The sequence below is a fragment of the Paraburkholderia sp. BL27I4N3 genome (genome assembly GCF_003386115.1).
Classification (GTDB): domain Bacteria; phylum Pseudomonadota; class Gammaproteobacteria; order Burkholderiales; family Burkholderiaceae; genus Paraburkholderia.
Genome location: NZ_QREJ01000003.1, coordinates 136,943 through 155,161, shown reverse-complemented (window position 1 = coordinate 155,161; position 18,219 = coordinate 136,943). Strand labels below are relative to the sequence as shown.

Annotated in this window: 12 protein-coding genes and 1 pseudogene; 5 read left to right on the top strand and 8 right to left on the bottom strand. The window is 61.1% G+C overall.

Annotated elements, in window-relative coordinates; translation table 11 throughout:
- Nucleotides 1-10 precede the first annotated feature (10 nt).
- The 3 genes from B0G71_RS40800 to B0G71_RS40790 are packed head-to-tail and all read right to left on the bottom strand — an operon-like array spanning nucleotide 11 to nucleotide 1,992.
- The gene (locus B0G71_RS40800; protein WP_116150216.1) at nucleotides 11-850 is read right to left on the bottom strand and encodes a protocatechuate 3,4-dioxygenase; all 840 of its coding nucleotides are present in this window, start codon (nucleotides 848-850) and stop codon (nucleotides 11-13) included.
- A gap of 19 nt (nucleotides 851-869) precedes the next feature.
- Nucleotides 870-1,166 carry an extradiol ring-cleavage dioxygenase gene (locus tag B0G71_RS40795; RefSeq protein WP_116150214.1) on the bottom strand — a complete coding sequence of 99 codons (297 nt, stop codon included), beginning with the start codon at nucleotides 1,164-1,166 and terminating at the stop codon, nucleotides 870-872.
- A 4-nt stretch (nucleotides 1,167-1,170) separates the two neighbouring features.
- Nucleotides 1,171-1,992 (bottom strand): alpha/beta fold hydrolase, encoded by an 822-nt coding sequence (locus tag B0G71_RS40790; protein ID WP_116150213.1) that lies wholly within the window; start codon nucleotides 1,990-1,992, stop codon nucleotides 1,171-1,173.
- Nucleotides 1,993-2,191: 199 nt separating this feature from the next.
- Here B0G71_RS40790 and B0G71_RS40785 point away from each other — a divergent pair, with 199 nt between their 5' ends.
- On the top strand, nucleotides 2,192-2,830 hold the full coding sequence (locus B0G71_RS40785) for a TetR/AcrR family transcriptional regulator (RefSeq protein ID WP_116150211.1): 639 nt from the start codon (nucleotides 2,192-2,194) through the stop codon (nucleotides 2,828-2,830).
- Nucleotides 2,831-2,870: 40 nt separating this feature from the next.
- Here B0G71_RS40785 and B0G71_RS40780 read toward each other — a convergent pair.
- Nucleotides 2,871-3,107: pseudogene (locus tag B0G71_RS40780) on the bottom strand (alanine racemase C-terminal domain-containing protein); the annotation flags it as partial.
- Between the two features lie 553 nt (nucleotides 3,108-3,660).
- Here B0G71_RS40780 and B0G71_RS40770 point away from each other — a divergent pair.
- Both B0G71_RS40770 and B0G71_RS40765 read left to right on the top strand, forming a co-directional pair.
- On the top strand, nucleotides 3,661-5,304 hold the full coding sequence (locus tag B0G71_RS40770) for a hypothetical protein (RefSeq protein WP_181917008.1): 1,644 nt from the start codon (nucleotides 3,661-3,663) through the stop codon (nucleotides 5,302-5,304).
- A gap of 59 nt (nucleotides 5,305-5,363) precedes the next feature.
- Nucleotides 5,364-6,338: an ATP-binding protein gene (locus B0G71_RS40765; RefSeq protein ID WP_181917007.1), complete on the top strand. Its 975-nt coding sequence runs from the start codon at nucleotides 5,364-5,366 to the stop codon at nucleotides 6,336-6,338.
- A gap of 2,139 nt (nucleotides 6,339-8,477) precedes the next feature.
- Here B0G71_RS40765 and B0G71_RS40755 read toward each other — a convergent pair.
- The 3 genes from B0G71_RS40755 to B0G71_RS40745 form a co-directional block, all read right to left on the bottom strand.
- Nucleotides 8,478-10,217: an IS1634 family transposase gene (locus B0G71_RS40755; RefSeq protein WP_116150207.1), complete on the bottom strand. Its 1,740-nt coding sequence runs from the start codon at nucleotides 10,215-10,217 to the stop codon at nucleotides 8,478-8,480.
- Between the two features lie 363 nt (nucleotides 10,218-10,580).
- Nucleotides 10,581-13,637, bottom strand: coding sequence for an LPD7 domain-containing protein (locus B0G71_RS40750; protein WP_116150205.1), 3,057 nt, complete (start codon nucleotides 13,635-13,637; stop codon nucleotides 10,581-10,583).
- A 177-nt stretch (nucleotides 13,638-13,814) separates the two neighbouring features.
- The gene (locus B0G71_RS40745; RefSeq protein ID WP_116150204.1) at nucleotides 13,815-14,180 is read right to left on the bottom strand and encodes a plasmid mobilization protein; all 366 of its coding nucleotides are present in this window, start codon (nucleotides 14,178-14,180) and stop codon (nucleotides 13,815-13,817) included.
- A gap of 600 nt (nucleotides 14,181-14,780) precedes the next feature.
- Here B0G71_RS40745 and B0G71_RS40735 point away from each other — a divergent pair.
- Nucleotides 14,781-15,230, top strand: coding sequence for a hypothetical protein (locus tag B0G71_RS40735; RefSeq protein WP_147308773.1), 450 nt, complete (start codon nucleotides 14,781-14,783; stop codon nucleotides 15,228-15,230).
- Between the two features lie 332 nt (nucleotides 15,231-15,562).
- Here B0G71_RS40735 and B0G71_RS40730 read toward each other — a convergent pair whose 3' ends face one another.
- The gene (locus B0G71_RS40730) at nucleotides 15,563-17,602 is read right to left on the bottom strand and encodes a ParB/RepB/Spo0J family partition protein (RefSeq protein WP_116150199.1); all 2,040 of its coding nucleotides are present in this window, start codon (nucleotides 17,600-17,602) and stop codon (nucleotides 15,563-15,565) included.
- Nucleotides 17,603-17,797: 195 nt separating this feature from the next.
- Between B0G71_RS40730 and B0G71_RS40725 the strand changes: the two genes are divergently transcribed.
- On the top strand, nucleotides 17,798-18,214 hold the full coding sequence (locus B0G71_RS40725) for an antirestriction protein (RefSeq protein WP_116150198.1): 417 nt from the start codon (nucleotides 17,798-17,800) through the stop codon (nucleotides 18,212-18,214).
- Nucleotides 18,215-18,219: the final 5 nt, after the last annotated feature.

Genomic DNA, 18,219 nt, shown 5'->3' with positions numbered 1-18,219 from the left:
TGAGCACCTACTACTGAACATGCAGCTGTACAAATCCGAGCCCTGTCACCCACTCAGGCACCGGCTCGTAATCAATAACCTCTCCGCGCGCCCCATCCATCGCACCCATGGCGCAGGCCCAGTTGCGGATTTCCATCCCGCCGTTTCCGCCATGCTCCAGGATATAGTCATCGCTCAGGTCACACATCGAATCGACTTCGCCGCGCTCGGCATATCCCAGGACCTTCCGGTCGAATGTCTCGTTGACACGACCCATATCCGCAGTGCCGACCCAATGGCTCAAGCCGCCGCTACCAATGACTACCACTCGCTCGTTGTCATCATAGGATTCAACCGCCGCTCGGATTTGCTGCCCGAGTCCAGCCGCTCTGGACATGCGGATATACGGATCGACGCCTGCAGCGAGATAGACCGGAATTGTCCCAACACTCACACCTTCGTTGCGTAACGGCTGCACGATCAGCTGGTTTGGAATGCCAACCGAATGATCTACGGTCAGCGCTCGGGCAACCGCCCAGTCAAACCCGCTGTCACGCCCGTGTACTGCAATGTGCGTCGCGAGGTCTGCGCTGCCAGGAATAACGGAACGTCGGAGACCCGGTAGCGCATCCAAGGGGCCGTCAACATCGCCTGTACCGATCAGATAACTCGGCAGGCAACTAGTCCCGAACAGCATGTAATGATCCGCGCCGACGATGACCACACTGGTTGGTCGCAGTTCTGCCAGACGTCGCGCGCACTCGCTGAAGGCTCCCCACATCCGCTGCCGTACGGACGGAGCAGGCGCTTCCGGGGCGACGAACATCACCGGATCGTGAGGAACAAGAAAACCACCGACCACTTTTCCCATTTGACCTTGCTCCGATCACTTATTGCTTGATTGCCGCGACGTACACTGTCTCACCGTCTGTCACAGGCCGCAGTCTTTGCATATAGACGCGCATGTCACCGTGGGGCGACAATTCCTGCCAGAACCCCATGGTCAGCATCGGGTTGACCCCTGCTTTCTGCAGTGACGCCACGTCAAACGAAACGATCATCGTTCGCTCTGCCTCTGAAAGCGCGAACCGCGCGACAAAGGATGGGGCGTTCTCGCGAAATCGCTGCTTGGCTGCCCGGTCGACCGTGAGCTGATGCAGCACGCGCTCTAGAACGTGTCGGCTCATCGCGTTATGCCAGGAAGTTCTGGACGAGATGAAGAAAATCAGCGCGCCGCTCTGTCTGTACCCAGTGACCGCAGTGTCCGAACAGATGCAGGTCGGCCTGCGGGATAGCGCGTGCCAGAAGCTGACCACAAGCCGGGGGAACAACGCGATCCTCGCGGCCATGCAGCACCAGAGTGGGCGCAGTAATTTTTGCGACAACCGCCTCAGGGAATCCGCGAACAATTGTCGGGCCTTCCTCGCTCGGCTTCGGGATCAGCTTGCGCAAGGCATCTTGCGCACCTGGACGCGCGCTTGCCGTGTAGCGATCGCGAATCATCTGTTCTGTAATGATCGACTGGTCGTAGGGGAAAAGACGCATGGTCTCTTCCATGTTTGCCAGCGACGGCTCGTACTCCCAAGCCGAGCGAAGGCCCGCGGTTTGCTCAAACTCGCCAGCTGGCGTTCCCAGCAGCACCAGACGCTCAACCCGACTCGGATCGAAGACTGCGAGGCCCAGGGAAATCGCTCCACCAAAGGAGTTCCCAACGAACGACGCTTTCTCAATCTGCAAGGCATCCATGATTCCCGTCAGATGACGCACCCACAACTTGATGTCGTACTTGCTGTCTTCCTTAAATTCTGTAAAGCCGAAGCCAGCGATATCCGGTACGACAACGCGAAACGACTGGGAAAGCTCGTTCATCACGCCCTTCCAGTTCGACCAACCCGACACCCCCGGACCCGATCCGTGAAGCAGGAAGACCGGCTTTCCTTCGCCAAGATCGAAGTAGTTCGTCCGATGCTCTGCCGCAAAAATCTCTTTACCCACTCCAGCTTGCTCAGTCATTTCCTCTCCCTGTCCATACGTATCAGTATGGTATGGATTCTAAGCGCAATCCGTCAACCGCTGAGTCGTAGGGGTTTACGCGCTATTCTTCGATACACCACTCTTCTGTCCGGCCCCATATCCCACGAACATTGGCGTACTTATAAGTATGGTATGGCAGGGTTAAAATGTGTCCTTTCCATCAAATGGACTGAGAGCAATGTCGCGCGCACGATCGGATCAGGGAGCACGAAATCAGTACGGGCCGAAAGACTGGATAGCTGCCGCAAGCAGGGTGCTCGTTAATCGAAGCGTGGATGCAATCGGTATCGAGTCACTCGCCAAGGAGTTGGGTGTCACGAAGGGAAGTTTTTATTGGCACTTCAAGGATCGTGAGGATCTGTTGCGACGCATGCTGACGTCGTGGCGGGACGCCGCGACAGAGCAAATTATTTTTCGGTTCGAGAGCAGGAACCTGCCCGCACGGGAGCTGATTCGCGATCTGTTGAGCTTGCCGTTTCGTGGCGCGGCAGCGAAAGATGCCGCCTCGATCGAACTCGCGATCCGGGCGTGGGGACGCCGCGACGATATGGCGCGGAGCATGGTCAACGAGGTAGATGGCAAACGTCTGTCATACATCGCCCAATGCTTCAGTGCATTAGGCTTTGGCATAGCTGAGGCGCGCGCGCGTGGCTTTCTGCTATACAGCTATGAGCTTTCGGAATCAATTCTTGAAGAACAGGGCACCGAAAGCCAAATAGCCGAGCGCCGTGCGTTCGTCGAGAGCTTGTTCCTTGGCGCAAGAGAAACGGAAGACAGACCGGCACCTGTGACGCCAGCACGTCAGCGCCAAAAATAGCGGCAGCGGCGCGAAGTGCGGCGGCACTCGCCTCGAGCCCTCACGACACGCAGATCGGAACGCGCTTCGCAAGCCCGCACATGAGTTCACACCCGATCGTTCCAGCTGCTGTAGCGACATCGTCCGCATGCACCTGTTTCCCCATAGCTCGACCGCGGAGCCGATCTGGACGCTCGGACAGGGAGTGAGGTCGACAGTGATCATATCCATCAATCCGCGCCCGACGAATCCGCGTGAGGGTGCGGTCTGCAACTATCGGTGTCCCGCGCTTGCACAACTAAAGTTGGTACTAAAGAAGCGCGGCCTCTTTTCTCCGGACAGCCCGGATTTATATGGCACGAGCTCTGATTTGCATTTCAACTAAAGTTGATCCTATCGGCGCCACGCCGTCAACTAAAGTTGTTGCTCTCTGTACGATTTCAACTAATCTTGTTCCGTAATGGTCGACGCGCTCGCCGGAGGCTCGCGATGACACGACGTTCGCGCCTTCGGGCAAGTAATCCCTTCAACAACGAGGGCGATCTGTCGGGCGTTGTCGATTTGCAGGTTTGGCCAGCCGTGGACGAAGTTGCGCTTTCGGTTGAACGGCGCACGCTTTTTAAACGACGCAAACACGCTATCCATTTATACCTTGAGGGTGCGACTGACGTCGAGCTGAGAGCGGCTTGCGGTCTGTGCCGTGCGCATACATACCGGCTGTTGACCAGACGATGTCTCAAGCAACACCCCGACGGATGCGTGTACGGGTGGCGCGGCCTGTTACCGCACATGCGGGTAAAGACATACGAGCGAACAGCGCCGTTGAAACTTAATGCATGGAGCGGCGGGCGGTGGGCGCCCTTCAGTGGGTGTTCGAATCGCCGGCCGGACGTGGCGTCGAAGACCGCTTGCGCGAGCGCATCCTCGGTAGGCGCGGCGAACTCGAGGCCGCGCGGCGGCCGCGGCTTGCCATATTTCGCTGGTTTCTGTCCGAACTGCGCGAACGAGGCTTTGAGCGCCGCGGTGAGTGGCCTTTCAACGTCGAGAAGCGAGGCTACGTGACGCTTGCCCGCTACATCGACCGCCTACTCGCCGAGCATCCCGTACGGGCGCGTCAACTAACTGGCGGCGAGGATGCGGTACGCAAGGCCCGCAGCGGCGACGGTACGAGGCGTCCGCCCTTGGCGCCGTTCGAGCGCGTCGAATGTGACGCGCACAAGCTTGACGCTCGAATGATGGTGTCGGTGCCCTCGCCGCATGGTGGAACGGAGCCTCGCATGATTCATCGACTCTGGGTCGTGGTCCTCATTGATGTCGCATCGCGTGCAGTACTCGGCTACCACCTAAGCTTGCGCCGTGAGTGCTCGGCCGAGGACGTTCTGCGCGCCGTCCGCTGCGCGCTAATACCGTGGGAACCGCGAGATCTTCAGTTCAGCAGCCAGGCTTACGTTCCAGGCGCGGGCTTGCCCTCGTACCTTCTTCCGCAACTCACAGGCGCATGCTGGAACGAATTCAGCGTTGATGGAGCACTCGCAAACGTCTGCGCACGCGTCGAAACCGTGTTGCGCGATCTCATCGGCGCGAAACTCATTAAACCCCAGGATCCAAAGAGCTATAGCTGTCGGCGCGGTAAAGATGACCGCCCGTTCATCGAGTCGTTCTTCGGACACCTGGCTGCCGGCGGATTTCACCGGCTATCGACAACCACCGGCAGTTCACCAACGGGCAAACGCGGTGCTGATCCTGATGCGGCTGCGATCGCTACGCAATTCCAGCTCGAATACCCGCAGGAACTCCTCGACACGTTGATCGCCAACTACAACGCAACGCCGCACCCAGGACTAGGCTACCGCAGTCCGCTGGAACAGCTTCAACGCTGGATGGTTAATGGCTCATCGGCGGTCCGTACGGCTGATCCGGAGGCGATACGCCGCATGGTTGGCGTGCGCAAGCTCTGCACACTGCTCGGCGGCCTCGCGAATGGACGTCGGCCGCATTTCAATTTCGCCAACGCCCGCTATTCAGCCGAGTGGCTGTGTCTGCGCACTGATCTCCTGGGGAGCAATTTCTGGTTGCACCTGGACGATGAAGACGACGCGCGTTATGCCGCCGTCTCCACGCAGCATGGAGTTTTTATCGGAGTGGTGCGCGCCACGCCACCATGGCATCGCACACCACATTCGCTTTACGTGCGACAAGCGATCCGCGCACTCGAGAAGTGTCGGCTGCTGCATTTGGCAAATCACGGCGACGCGGTCGAAGCGTTGCTACGTTATGCAGAGGACTCACCGGAACGGAAATTGCCTGTCCATCCAGCATATCTCGAAGCTCGCCGGATTCTGGAGAAGCATGCGCAACGATTAGCGGGGCAATCGATGGTAAGTATTGTCAAACACGCTGAGCCGGCAGCTGCGAACGTCAAGCCGCCGACTGCTGCGACCACACGCAGTAATCCCACCACGCTGCCGCCAATGCGCCGGGCCCAGCAATGGTAACGTCGCCCAGACGCGCTACGGAGCCACTTGTAGGTGCTCACGTTCCCCGTGACCACCCAGTGGATACGCGCGACTATTCGCTATTTACGATTGCCATTCATGACATGGTTGATCGCATCGCTGGTTGGCTTGACGACCAGATCGATGGCGCAACCATCTTCGGGCCGTCGAGGTTCGGTAAATCGAGTGCCGTTGACCACTGGCTTCAGCGTTTGCTATCCGAACGCCACGCTGGCTACGTGCCACTGGTTATCTGGAGCCATACAGATTCAGCTAGCAGTCAGGCGGTTGGCCGTTTCTACGCGTACCTGCTTGAGGCGAGCGGTCACCGGCTCGCCCAGGCACGACGCAATCCGCTCGAACGGCAGATTATGCTCGTGGAGCGCTGGATCGAACTTGCAGCGCAAGGCGCGGGCCGATTTCTTGTCCTGGTCATCGATGAAGCTCAGGGTATGAGTCAGCGCGAGTGGCTATGGCTCGTCGAGCTGCATAGTCTTCTCGAGAAGCAGCGAGTCCGTTTGTGTGTATTTTCGATTGCTTCGTTGCAGTTTTTCGATGAACCACTCGGCATGGCACTCGCGGGCGGCGTCCATGTGGCTGCCCGCTTCATGCTCGCATCGGAGCCCTTTCACGGTGTGCGAAGTGTTGACGAGCTCGCCTACGTCATGCGTGGCTATGACGACGGTAGCGAATGGCCCCCGGGCTCGGGCTGCTCATTCACGGCAGGCCTGGCGCCGCGCCCGTGGGCCGGAGGATTTCGGATGGAGCATCAAGCCGACAGCCTTATGCAAGCGATGAATGAGACATTGCCGTCGCATTATTCTGGGCCGACGGATTTTCCGATGAAGACCGTGGCGCAAGCGTGTCGCCACGTTCTACTTCACATCGCCAGTGGCGGAAACGCCGAGATAGCGACCTCGCCCGAAGTGTGGCGTCTGGCTGTCGAGAATTGCGGGCACCGGACACTGATGGCGCTGGTGTCAGCGACTGCGGCTCTTCGTGGTGCGAGTCGCCGCGAAGCAAGTCATGCCTGAACGCCGTCTTACCTGGCATCGTGGCAGTGTGTTGCCGTATGCATCGCTGTGGCACACAGTTCTGCGCGCGTGTGCGCTGAATGCTCTCCACCCTGCTGACCTGCCGACCTCCAGGACGCGCCAGAACCTACCGGTGGATCTGCTCGATATCCGGACTAGCAAGATCGATGTTGCAGCGCTCGCGCTCGCTCGGCGAGCCGCCAGCGATCTTCGACTGGTCGACTCTCGACGCACTGCCTGCTCCGCTTCGTGTTGCGCTCGTCGTGCCGCGGCCACGCGTCTGCCTTGCATGTCTGGCATCGGGCTACCATTCGGCGCTCTTTTCCGTCGCATTGCTCGATGCGTGCCCGATTCATCACACCCCGCTTGTCGGTCGCTGCCACTGCGGCGCACCGTTTAGCGCTGCGCTACGGTCTCTTGCCGACTTCGGAACGGTAGGGAGCTGTCCGTGTGGGCGGCTGCACTTTTTTACGCACGAAACCTGTCGTCGACCGACGATGACGCCACACATGACGTACACGCTTATCCCCGTTGCGGCATGGCTACGCTCGCTATCGCAGCTCATCCGACCAGCGCGCCTCGACCAGGCGCTTTCCCAACACTCGCCTGGCAGTGCAGAGTGGCTGATTACCACCGCGCAATCGCTCGGGATTATATATCCCACGTGCCTTAGGCCGATTACGTCCGCGCCGGCTCGCACCCAGATCATTGGGCACGGCTCCCCGTCAAGGCTTGTGGAGAGCCAGGATCGTCCGCCGCCAACTGATGTTCAAGAGAATAGAAGAGCGGCACTTCGGCAGACGACGTCTGCGATCGATGTGTACCGTGCGCTAGCGCGCCATGTCCGCCGGCATGTCGCACCCGACGGAGATCGATGGGTATCCCGGTTTATGGACTCGTGTGACCCACTCGAGATCGCCAAGCGCATTTGCTTTAGCAGTAGAGCACAGAAGGCATTTGCTGCCATGCTTTGGGCGCGCCTGGTCGAACCCGGCGTCGAACAACGATGCTGGCCGTGCCGACTCCCCTCACTTGGATTTAATGGCACGCTTGCAGCGATGGTGACGGCTGATTGTCAGCTCCGCGGCGCGGATGACGCCGACACCAGCACGCGGCACTGGCTGACATGCCATGCAGCCCGCGTGAGTCTCGGCGCGCTATGGCGCGACGCCCAGGCACGCGCTTCGGGCGCTGCCCGACTCAGGCTTGCTACCTGGTACAGCGCGTCACCCGGGACGTCATGGCGTGACAGCGCATGGCTCGCACTCGCCACCCCTCACGGCGTGCGATTCGTGGCCGAAACCTCTACACACTTGCCGACGGCTCCGCACACCAGCAAAACACAGCGGCAGGCGGCAAACGCCGCGCGCGAGCAAGCCCGTCATGACGCTATGTGGGCGGCCAGTAGTGGCGCGTGCGTGTCCTGGTCCGACGCAAGCAGCTGGCACGTGATCGATGCAATCTCGCCCGTTGATTTCGATGTGCGCCACCGCCGATTGCTGGGGTGGCAAGGCGGGCGTCCGTGGTGCTGGCTCTATCGAACGGCGGATGGCCAATTCGTTGCCAGATGGGATCACGCGCCGTTACAGGTGCTGGCAGCGACGCCCCGCGAGGCGGTCGCCGCTCTACGGCGCTGTGCGTTGGAGTATCAGAGGATTTGTAAGGTCGTTTTACCGTTCGCGCCTTCGTTTCCGACCGCAGCTCCCGCGCCGATGGAGACCCGTTCGGCGCTGTACTACCGATTTTCCGTGGGTGCCGCTCGGTGCAACGAAGGATTCTGGCGAGACGCGCGAATACTTGCTGAAGCAGCCCGCAAATATCGAAGCACCTACGTTCTTGCCAACGCACCGGAGCAAGCAGACCCATCGACGCTATGGTGACGAGTATTAACAACTTTAGTTGAAATCTATTAACAACTTTAGTTGTGTGAACGATCATCGACAAAAAAATGACAGCTCGAATCAAGCTATTAGGATAAGTTTTCTTCTATTAATAGCGGCATTTCGTAACGTAACCTGGCCGTTGCAATTCAGGCCAGTCACCCTGGCCCGCCGCCGCGTCGGAATTAGTCCGAAGTTTGACTCGGCACCCGAGCTAAGCTGTTGAAGCGCTGAGAGATTTTCGAAGCGAAAGGGTCGGCTACTGGGAACAGGCGGGGTCGATGCCGAGCAGCGCGAAGGCTTTGCTTTGCAACGGTGTGGGACGGGTTGTGATGACGATCTTCGCCTGTGGATTGACCGGTGTGGAAGTGATGTTATAGGTCAAGGTGGCGAGGTCTTGCAGTAGCGTATGCAGGCTATGCACCGGGAGGTCATCGTCGGTACGGTGGCGCGCGGCTTTGGCGTTGGCCCCCTCGGAGCGCGGCGTGGGCATCACCGGATTGGCGCGCTGATCACGCCGCGTTGCCAGTTCCTCATCGTCATGAAGCAGGGGCTTGAGCGCTTCGCGCAGGTGCCACTCGACGTAGTAAGCCAGCATGCATAAAAACACGTGCGCACGCACACGTGACTCGCTGAAGTGATAGATCGGCCGCACGTGCAGATCGACCGTCTTCATCGAGCGGAAGGCCCGCTCAACCTGCGCCAGACTCTTGTAGGCCAGGACCGTCTGGGCATCGGAGAGCTGTTCGTCCGGCACGTTGGTGCGCAGCGCATAGAGTCCATCCAGCGCAGCCTCAGCATCGATCTGTTCCTGCTTGCGGGTGAACCTGAAACTCGTCTCAGTGATGTCCAGCTCGAAGTGCTTGGCCATCCGGTAGCGCTCGATCACGCGACCCACGCGCAACCCGATCTTGTCCTGGCCGTGCAAGCGATTGCGGGGGCGCGCGGTGGCCTGCGCGATCGCGGCCAGTTCCGCTTCGGTCGCCGCCAGCAATTCAGCGCGCTTTCTGGCGCGCTCCTCGGCCAACGCCGGGTTGCGGCAGACCACCAGCCGCTCGCCTGGATAGCGCGCGCTGTCGAGTGCTATCAGGCCGCGCTCGTCGAACAGTGAGGGCTGCCAGGGGCCTCGTTCTTCGAGTAACTCGGCAATCTGTGGCGAGCGCAGCGCGGTGATCCAGCTCATACCCGCCGGACGCAGCACCTGCTCGATCCGCGCGCTGGTGATCATGCCACGATCGCCTACCCACACCACCTGTGACAGGCCAAAACGCTCCTTGAGCTTGTCGATCTGCGCGGCCAGCGTGGCGGGATCGGCGGTGTTGCCGGGAAACACTTCGACCGCCACCGGGCATCCATCCGCGCTGCACAGCAAGCCGAACACGATCTGCGGGTCATCGCGTTTGCCATCGCGCGAGTAGCCGTAGTGGGCGAGCGCGCAATGCCGGCCGGTGACCCACGTCGAGGTGAGGTCATAGAGCACCAGCACGCCATCACTCAGATGCTGGCGCGCCAGGCTGCGCTCGATGCGCGGCTGTGCCTCACCGAGCCAGTCCAGCGCAGCGTAGAGCCGCTCGGCCTCGAACGGGCCGAGTCCCAGCACCTGTGACAGTGAATGGGTTGCAGATTCCGGCTGCAGGCTGCGCCACGTCGCGAGCTTGGAGCCCGGCTCCAGCACGCGCGCGACCACCATGGCCAGCACCAGCGAGCGCACCGGGGCGGGCGCCGGATCCAGCAGCTTCGCGAGACCGCAGCGTCGCGCGATACCGAGCACCGCGGCCACATGGCCATGCGGTAGCGACCGCTCGATGCTCATCAGCGCCTGGGCTGACTCAACCGCGACGCCGCCCTTGAGCAGGATGCGCAAGTGCTCGATGAGTTGCGGATCCCAGTGCGACAGATTGGCGATGGTGCGTTTGATGACCTTGCCACCTTCGCGGTACCCCTCACGCAGGAGGATCGCGGGTGGAGAGTTCCGGTTCGGGACGGTCTCGATATACATGGGCCAAAGAATAGACAATGAACCCGTTAAATCAAGATAAAAAATCGTCGAATATGCACCATTTACATGGGAACATTTAAGACACAAAAAATGGCGCAAAGGCGCGCCACTTCTTGCTCAGCAGTGTTTCAGGTGTTCAAACGTAGGATTAGTCAGTGATCTGTGGCCGGGCCGCAGCATGGAAGTGATCGATAAGTACTGCATACCTGTCAAGGTTTATCGCTCCGGGGGTATTTCCGCTTGATCGATGGCGCTCCATTCCGCCTTCCCTCTTCGTCACATATGATTTGGATACTCCTCGTCAATTCATCATTTCAGGCGCTCCACCACAACCACCACATGCTCGCGCAACAGGCTGGCGGTTCATCGTTCTGTACGCAGGTCGCTGTCGGGTATCTCTGGATCAGTGGGCGGTTCTGCGTCCGGATTTCGAGTGGGTTCGCCGTTGCGGACGGTTAGTTGCGTATTATCGATGGCGTCGCGAAGTTCATCTCGCTCCCACGCGTCACGCTCACGTTGCGCGGTGCGCCGCTGCTGCGCCTCGGCGTCGAGCTCGGCAAGCCGGACCTGCCGGATGTGCTCCAGCTCCGGCTGCTCAAACACGATGTGCATGCGGATATCAGCCGCCACGCGCGCGGCGGCGGCCTGGAATGCTTCGGGACCGGACAGCGACAACGTCGTGCCAAACTTCTGCTGCGCGAAACGCAGCGCGATCTCGATTGCTTCGCGCTCGCTGTCCCACAACCGCAGCGTGCGGCCTTCATCGACGAGGAATGCCACACCGTCCTTGCAGTAGTCGACCTCGCCGCTGGCGCGCACCTCGTACGTAATCGATGACCCGCGGTAGATGATCTCGTTGTAACCAAGCCCAACCGGTCGCTTCGCGCCCTGAGATGGCCCACTGATGTTGACAGCGCGCTCGTCGTCGGCGCGCTTCGTCCTCAGATGGAGTTGCTGCATGCGTCGTAATTCGCGCAGTGCCCGCTCGTCACCGCTCTGTGCACGCTCCTGAAGAAAGCGCCGGTACTGATCCGTGATGGGCTGGCGTCCCGCATCTTTGATGGCGTCACGCTCCGTGATGGTGCGATCGCGCAGCGCGGCCTCTGCCTCGAGACGCGCCACACGCGCCCCCGACAGTTGCTCGCGCCGCTCGGTGACGGTCAGATCCTTTCGATCCGCGATGGCGCTCCGTGCACGATAGAACGCCTCCTTGATCGCGCCGCGCCGGTCCTTCTCGTGCCGCGTCTGTTCATCCCAGGCGCGGCGCAGCCCGTCGCGATACGCTGCGCGCCATTGCTGGAATTCGGCCCACAGATCCCGTTCGGGCATGTGGCGCGGCGCATGGCCAGGGCTCAGTCCGACCTGCGAACGGTACGTCTCGCAGAGCACTTGCGCGGCTTCCGCCCATGGCAGATTCATTTCTTTGGTCAGAAAATCGGATACGTTCAGGTTGCGCGAGCCCGCCCTGATCCGGTCACCGCCATCCGCACCTTTGCCGATGCTGTACTTCCCGACAATCAGCCCGTGTGAGTACGCCAGTGCGGCGAGCAGGCGGCTGGCATCGAGTGTCGCGCGGATCTCAGCGAACTCCGTCCGCTCCCGTGAGCGACCGACACGGCGTGACTCCGCAAAATCACGCGCGAACTGGTCTCGAACCGTATCCGCTTCCCGGCCGGTTGCCGCCCGCGCGCGCGAATTGAACGGATCTGTCCGAGTCTCTTCGCCGGCGTCGGACGATGCGAAAGGAAGCGATCGGACCACATCAAACGACTGGACGTCTGCCAGGCTGCGGATTTCATCTCGCGGACCGAAATCCGCTGGCAGCCGGCCACCGCCCAATGCCGGATTCAGACCAAATGGTTCGCTCCTGTGTGCCGGGCCGCCAAACGGTCCGCCGGCGCGCGTGAACTTGTCCGCGGCTGTCGCGGCAAGCCGCGCCCGCTCCGCACTGTCCGCAGCGTCCCATGAACGATACATGCGTGCCGCGATTGCATCGAGCAGAGGGTTACTGCCAGGTTCTAGCTGTTCTCTTCCCGCTCGCTCGCGATCGCCAGTCCATCGCAGCTGGTCAATTCGGTCGGCTTGGTGGTTTCCCAGCTCCAGTAGTGCATCAGCCGGCAGAAGCATTTGACGTCGCGCGGCGTCGCCATCCACACCGCGGCCGGGCACACCTCGCACACGGTGTGGGGATCGGGACGACGGGCTGGATCGATCGAAGCGAGTGTCAAGGTCGTGATCCGCTCCCTTTCTCCACTTTCGCCACCGGCCCCGGCGTTCGTGTTGCGCGAGCGGCGGCTCGAGCCACCGCTGTCGTTGCCACTCTCGCCAATCTCGCCAGTCTCCTGGTCCACCACTGCTTCGTCGTGTTCGCTCATCAAGTCCTCCTGCTGCGTCATAGAACCGCTGTTCGCGGTGGTCGAGAATGCGTCGCTGCTCAGTCGGCGACGCGGCCTGATATGTCTTGTAGAAGCTGCTACCGCTATTGAGATACTTGATCTCTCGCGCGCGCATATCGTTCCACTCGAAAAGCGCATCGAGATAATGCCGGGGTGTCGCGCGCGGGATACCCGTCTCGATGTACTCTGCATGGACGTTGCGATCGAGTGCTTCACGCTTGCCGTCGGCATCGAGTTCGATGAATTCTCGCGAGAACACGAATTCCTTCAGGTTCACACCCTTCGCCGCGCCTGCTGGCTTGACGTTTTCATATTCGCCGTCACGGCCAGCGTTGCGTGTGCGGGTCTCGCCGAATTCGGCAAGCAGCACCCTGAAGTCCTCGTAACGGGTGACGTCGCGTGAAATCAGTGCCTCGAGGATGGTGGCCTTCAGCTCCCGGTTCATCGGCTCAAACACGTCACCCTTGTACCGGCTGATCATTTCCGACGCATCGGTGAACTGCACGCGCCGGTTGTCTTTCGGACTCGCCAGCCCGTATTTGGCGTTGATGTGCTCCTGGAACGCTTCGAGGAACCGGTGATGCCGGTCGACCTTGCCAAACGGCTCCAGCCGCCGTCCCGTGCGCAGGTTCACCTCGGGGATCACCACGTGAAGATGGACCTTCCGCTCGACAAGCTCGCCACTGCGCCGGTCAGCGTAGCTCTTGAGCCGGGGGACATGCGCTTCCGCATAGAAGTTGTATTCGTCGGGCCGGTAGGCAGCAAACGCGAACGCCTCAAACTCACGCACGATCTCCGCGAGCACCTCGCGCGAGACCTCGTCCTCCTTGAACGACAGCGTGACGTTGATGTAGCGCTCCGCCTGCGTGTCCATCGACTGGATGATGTCGTTGGTCAACGCCAGATCCCCGGCCAGAATCACCCGTTCATCCATCTCGTCGCGCTCGAACTCACGGTCCTGCTTCTGGCCCTGCTCCAGATAGGGCTTGATGCCGTCGTGATAGCCGCGTACCCGGATTAGCATCGATCATCGTCCCCGGTGAACGATCCGCCTGCGGGCCGAACAGGGCGATGGAGCAACATCGAATGCGTGATGGGTGACATATACGCCATCGTCATCCTGCCCGACATTCCGATTCGTCGCCTGCATGACGAGCGTTGCCTGATATGGATGATCGATTCCCATGTGCGTTGTATCCGGTCAGTCCACTTTCCCGAGCGTGCTTTTCAGATAGCGCGAAATCATCTGCAGTTGCGTGAGCAGTTGCTCGTAGGTCACTTCCGACAGCTCACCGCTCAGGTGTTCCGAATTCGCTCGATGGGCAATCTGGTTCAGGTTGTTGCTGGTCTTGTTGAAGATGTACAGGAGCCGCTTGCGGTCCGGGCTGGCGACCGGCCGGGCGATCACCTGCGTCCGGTTCGTCAGCACGGCCTGCCTGAAAAATTCAGACTGCGTCAGCCCGCTTCGGTTCACCTTTTCAAGATAGACCGCGCGGTCCGCATCCGACAACCGGAACGCGATCGGTTTTCCAAGCCCTGCCCCATCGTTGCTTTTCTTGCGCGGCATGGTCAAAGCTCCGCGGGATGCGTCCAGTCTGCCGACTGACCTGGCAGATCGAACCGTGTCGCGTCGCCGTCGATCGGATGTGCGCGGAACTCATACGCCGGCCAATGCCTCTCGCATTCGCTCAAGGCACACATCGCCTGGTCGCCCGTCAAGGGATACGTATAACCCGCCCATGGGAGATACCGCCACCGCCTGTTGTGCTCAGGCGCGCGTGGCTTCATCACAAGCTGGATCACCCATTCGCTGGTCGGAATCATCACACGCGCCTCCTATTCGTATTGCATACCAGGCAGTGCTTAGTGTCGACGACGGACTCGTCGGCGCGATGGACGCGGTGCAGTGGCCCGCGTCGGGGTTTCAAAGGGGCTCGCCCCTTTGGCACGAGATATTTTACGGAGCGCGTAGCGATGCGTAAACATATCCGACGTGCCTCACCTCCCCATCAGTATACGCCCCTTCGTCTTCGAAATGACGCGAAGTTGTGCGAAACAGTTCCGCTGGACAGAAAATGCATTCCGCCCATACACGAAAATGGTTGAAGAAAACGCGAAAGCCCACTAAGGTTATGCGAACCCCGACATGCCGACAAGTGGCCATTCCGTGAACGCCGATGAATACCTGAACAGCATAAAACCGGGCCTGCGTACGTCCGCCCTGCGCGCGTTCCATCCCGACATTCTCAAGCTGCGCGCGGCTGGCTGCACCCTGGCCCAGATCGCTGAATTCCTTCGCATCAACGGTCTCACCACCACCCTGTCCAGCGTCGGCAAGTATCTCCAGAAGCACGCCCCGGTATCCAGTCCCCCTGCTGCCCCGCAACCCCGCTCCGCCGTGGCGAAGCGTCCAGAGCCTCCCGTCGCTCCCGACCGCTCCGAGCCGCCTGGTTTCAAAAGCGCTGAACAGTTGCGCGCCGAAAATCCCACCCTCCCGCGCATCCAGATCAACAAACTCTACGCGCAGCAGTACGACCGCCCGGTCCTAAGCCCGCAAGAGATCGAAGAGTTCAAGAGAAAATATCCGCCGCCACCCACAAAGCACTCCAGCCCCTGAGCCGCTGAGCCGCATCGCCCCGTCGCGCTGCGCCGGGTCGGCCCGCACCCCACGCCGCAGGCGTGGGTCCCCAGGGGCCTCGATCCGGGCGCGCGGCGCGCGCGAATGCGTAAGCGCTCCCTCCAGGTCCGGATTGAGCGTGCAGCAGGAAGCCTTCGGGCTTTCACGCGGCGTGCCGATAACACGGTTAGCTGGCTGATCTCTGGATCTGTCCGGCGTGTGTTGTTCACGGAGCCCGGCTGTTCCGGCCAGGCTTCTTTTTTTCGCCGTCACAAAAAAGCCGCCAGGGCTTTCGCCCCGACGGCTTCGCGTCACGTCATCTGACCGGCTGCTCAGATGGGCTCGGCTTCATCCTCCGTCGCCTCACCCGTCACGTCGGCATCGGCCTCGTCGCCGGTGTCGCCGCCCCCTTCGTCCGCTTCCTCGTCGTTGTAACCATGGATGCGGTGCTCCGGCACCTCCCGGTTGCGCAGCACTTCCGGCAACCAGCCCGACTCCGACAGGCGAAGCCCGGCGGCTGCCGCTGCCGCGTCCTTCTTCATGCCCCGCAGGTCCGCTGCGGCCTCGGGCGACACCGCTTCGCGCACCACGTCCTCGATGCGCGCCTTCGACACGTGCTCGAAGTAGCTCGCCTGCGTGGGCTGCCAGTAAGTCGCCAGATCGACATTCAGCACGTTCGCCAGTTCATTGATCGGGTGCGCGCGGTCGGCCCCGCTGATGCCGTCGAGCGTCGCCGCCACGCAGAACGCAAACAGGTTGGACGTCACGTCCGCGTCCTGTTCCAGCAGCCAGGCGAGCAACTGGTCGGTACGCTTCGGCAGCATCCGCGCCCATTTCGCGCGCTCGCCTTCGAGCGCTTTCCACGCGACGCTCGCGGCCATGTCGTCGGCATTCGACACCAGCGCGTCACGCGACGTGTGCACGTCGATCCGGACTGCGTGATCGGAATACTGCCGCTCGTAGACCTCATCGAACACGACCGGGATCAGGCGGACCATCAGCACGGCGAGCGCCGCGTTCGGCTGCCTGATGAGTTCCGCCTGAACGGCGGCGGTGCGGTGCGCGGTGAGCCGTCTGCACAGCTTCTCGCCGTGCAGCGGCTTGTCCTTCGGAGGCTGGCTCTGGCCTGCCGTCGCGTTGACAGCACGCGCGCCATCGCCTGGCGCAGGCGGCGCATCGTCGCGCCGGATCAGCCCGCGCTCGATGTTCACCTGGCCGTCCTCGTCAAGGTAGACGAACGCGCCCGCCCTTTTCATGTCGTCCGCGCCGAAGGATTCGAAGCGCTCGCCGTACCGGTCGACCGCGTGGGCCGCTGCGGTCACCGCTGCGTCCAGACGCTCATACCGGGCCTCGTCTTCCTCGCCGTCCTCGTCGTAGTACGCGTCGAGTTCAGCCTGTGCCGCGTCCCGCGCCGCGACGAGCGCCGCAAGCTCGGTCTTTTCCTGTTTCGTCGGCGTGCGCGTGGTCGATGCCAGACGGCCATAGCGCATCATCTCCATCACGTCGCCACGCGTGCGGGTCTCCACAAATTGCCATCCTTCCTCGGAGATTGCCCGGGATAGCTCGATCAGCCGGTCGGTGGCGAGCCGGTGCAGCAGGTCCGGGTCCGCGATGTATCCGGCGTTCTGGTCGTCGCTGAACAGATCCCGCCTCACATAGCCGCCAGCGGCCTCATAGGCGTCCAGCCCGACGAATTTTGCGAGCGCATTGTCGCGCGCGTCGAGTTCGGTCTGCGTGATCGCCGCGCGCAGTTCGGACGGACGGCGTTGCCATGCGTTAAGGGCGTCGTTCCAGACGCGCTCCTGCGTCGCGTGATCGTCGGCAAGGGCCAGCACTTTCGCCTGCTCGTAGTCGAGGGCGTCGTCGCGCATCAGGTCCAGCAGTGCCGGCGCGAGATTCGCGATTTTCAGGGCACGACGCACCACCATTTCTGACACCTTGAATAACGAGGCAATGTGCCCCGTACTTTTTCCCTCCTCCGCAAGCAGCCGGAACGCCAACGCCTCGTCGGCGAGGCACATGTCCTCGCGCTCGCGGTTTTCGATCAGCGAAGCCGCCACCGCTTCGCCTTCGCTGACGATCAGCACTGGCACCTGGTAGTCCTTCGTAATGCGGCCCTGCGAAAACAGCAGATCGAGCGCGGCAAGCCGTCGCTGACCGGCGCACACACCGAGCTTTGGCTGTTTTCTGCGACCCTTCATCTCGTGTCCCACCAGGTTTTGCAGGATGCCTTTCTCTGCGAGCGTCCCGGCCAGCGCCTCGATGCCGGTCGGCGCTTTCTTGCGCACATTCAGGGGCGAGCGGATCAGCCGCGAATAGGCCACATATTCAATCGTTGTGCGTTCAACCTTCTGTTCAGTGACAGTCTGCATCAGAGTTTCCTCCGGTTATGTGTCCCAGCCGGATTGCCTGGACAACACAACCATTGTAGGACGTTATGTCCCATCACGCAAGGCGATTATTAGGCATTTATTCGCGTTTTGATCTTGCTGTTTAGGTCGTTATGTCCTATTATTGAATCGTTGTCCAGGCAATCCGGCTGGGACACAGAACCGGGAGATTTTCCGATGACCACTGATACACAAGCCCGCATCTCGTCTGCTGTCGTTCCCGAAGAACTGCGCCTGAACGTTCTGCCTCGCTACCTGGGCCGCCACTATATGGAAGGTGAGTCGCTGGTGTACGACTGGGCCGCGCGTCTGGACCGCAGCTATGAGGGCGGCTACTGGAACTTCTTTACGCTGTCCAATGACGGCTTCTTTATGGCGCCGTCGAACCTGGGCCGTGTGCATGTTCGCTGGCACATGAACGGGTACAGCGACATGATGGGCGCGGAAGCCTTCGGCATTACCGTCACGCTGTACGCCCTCTGCCATCTCGCGGAAAAGACGCGCGACGACACCATCATCGAGCGCTATCACCAGTTGCGCGAGTTCGCCGCGCAGCACGTGGAAGCCGCCAACATCCTCCGCGCTATCGACTGACGCAT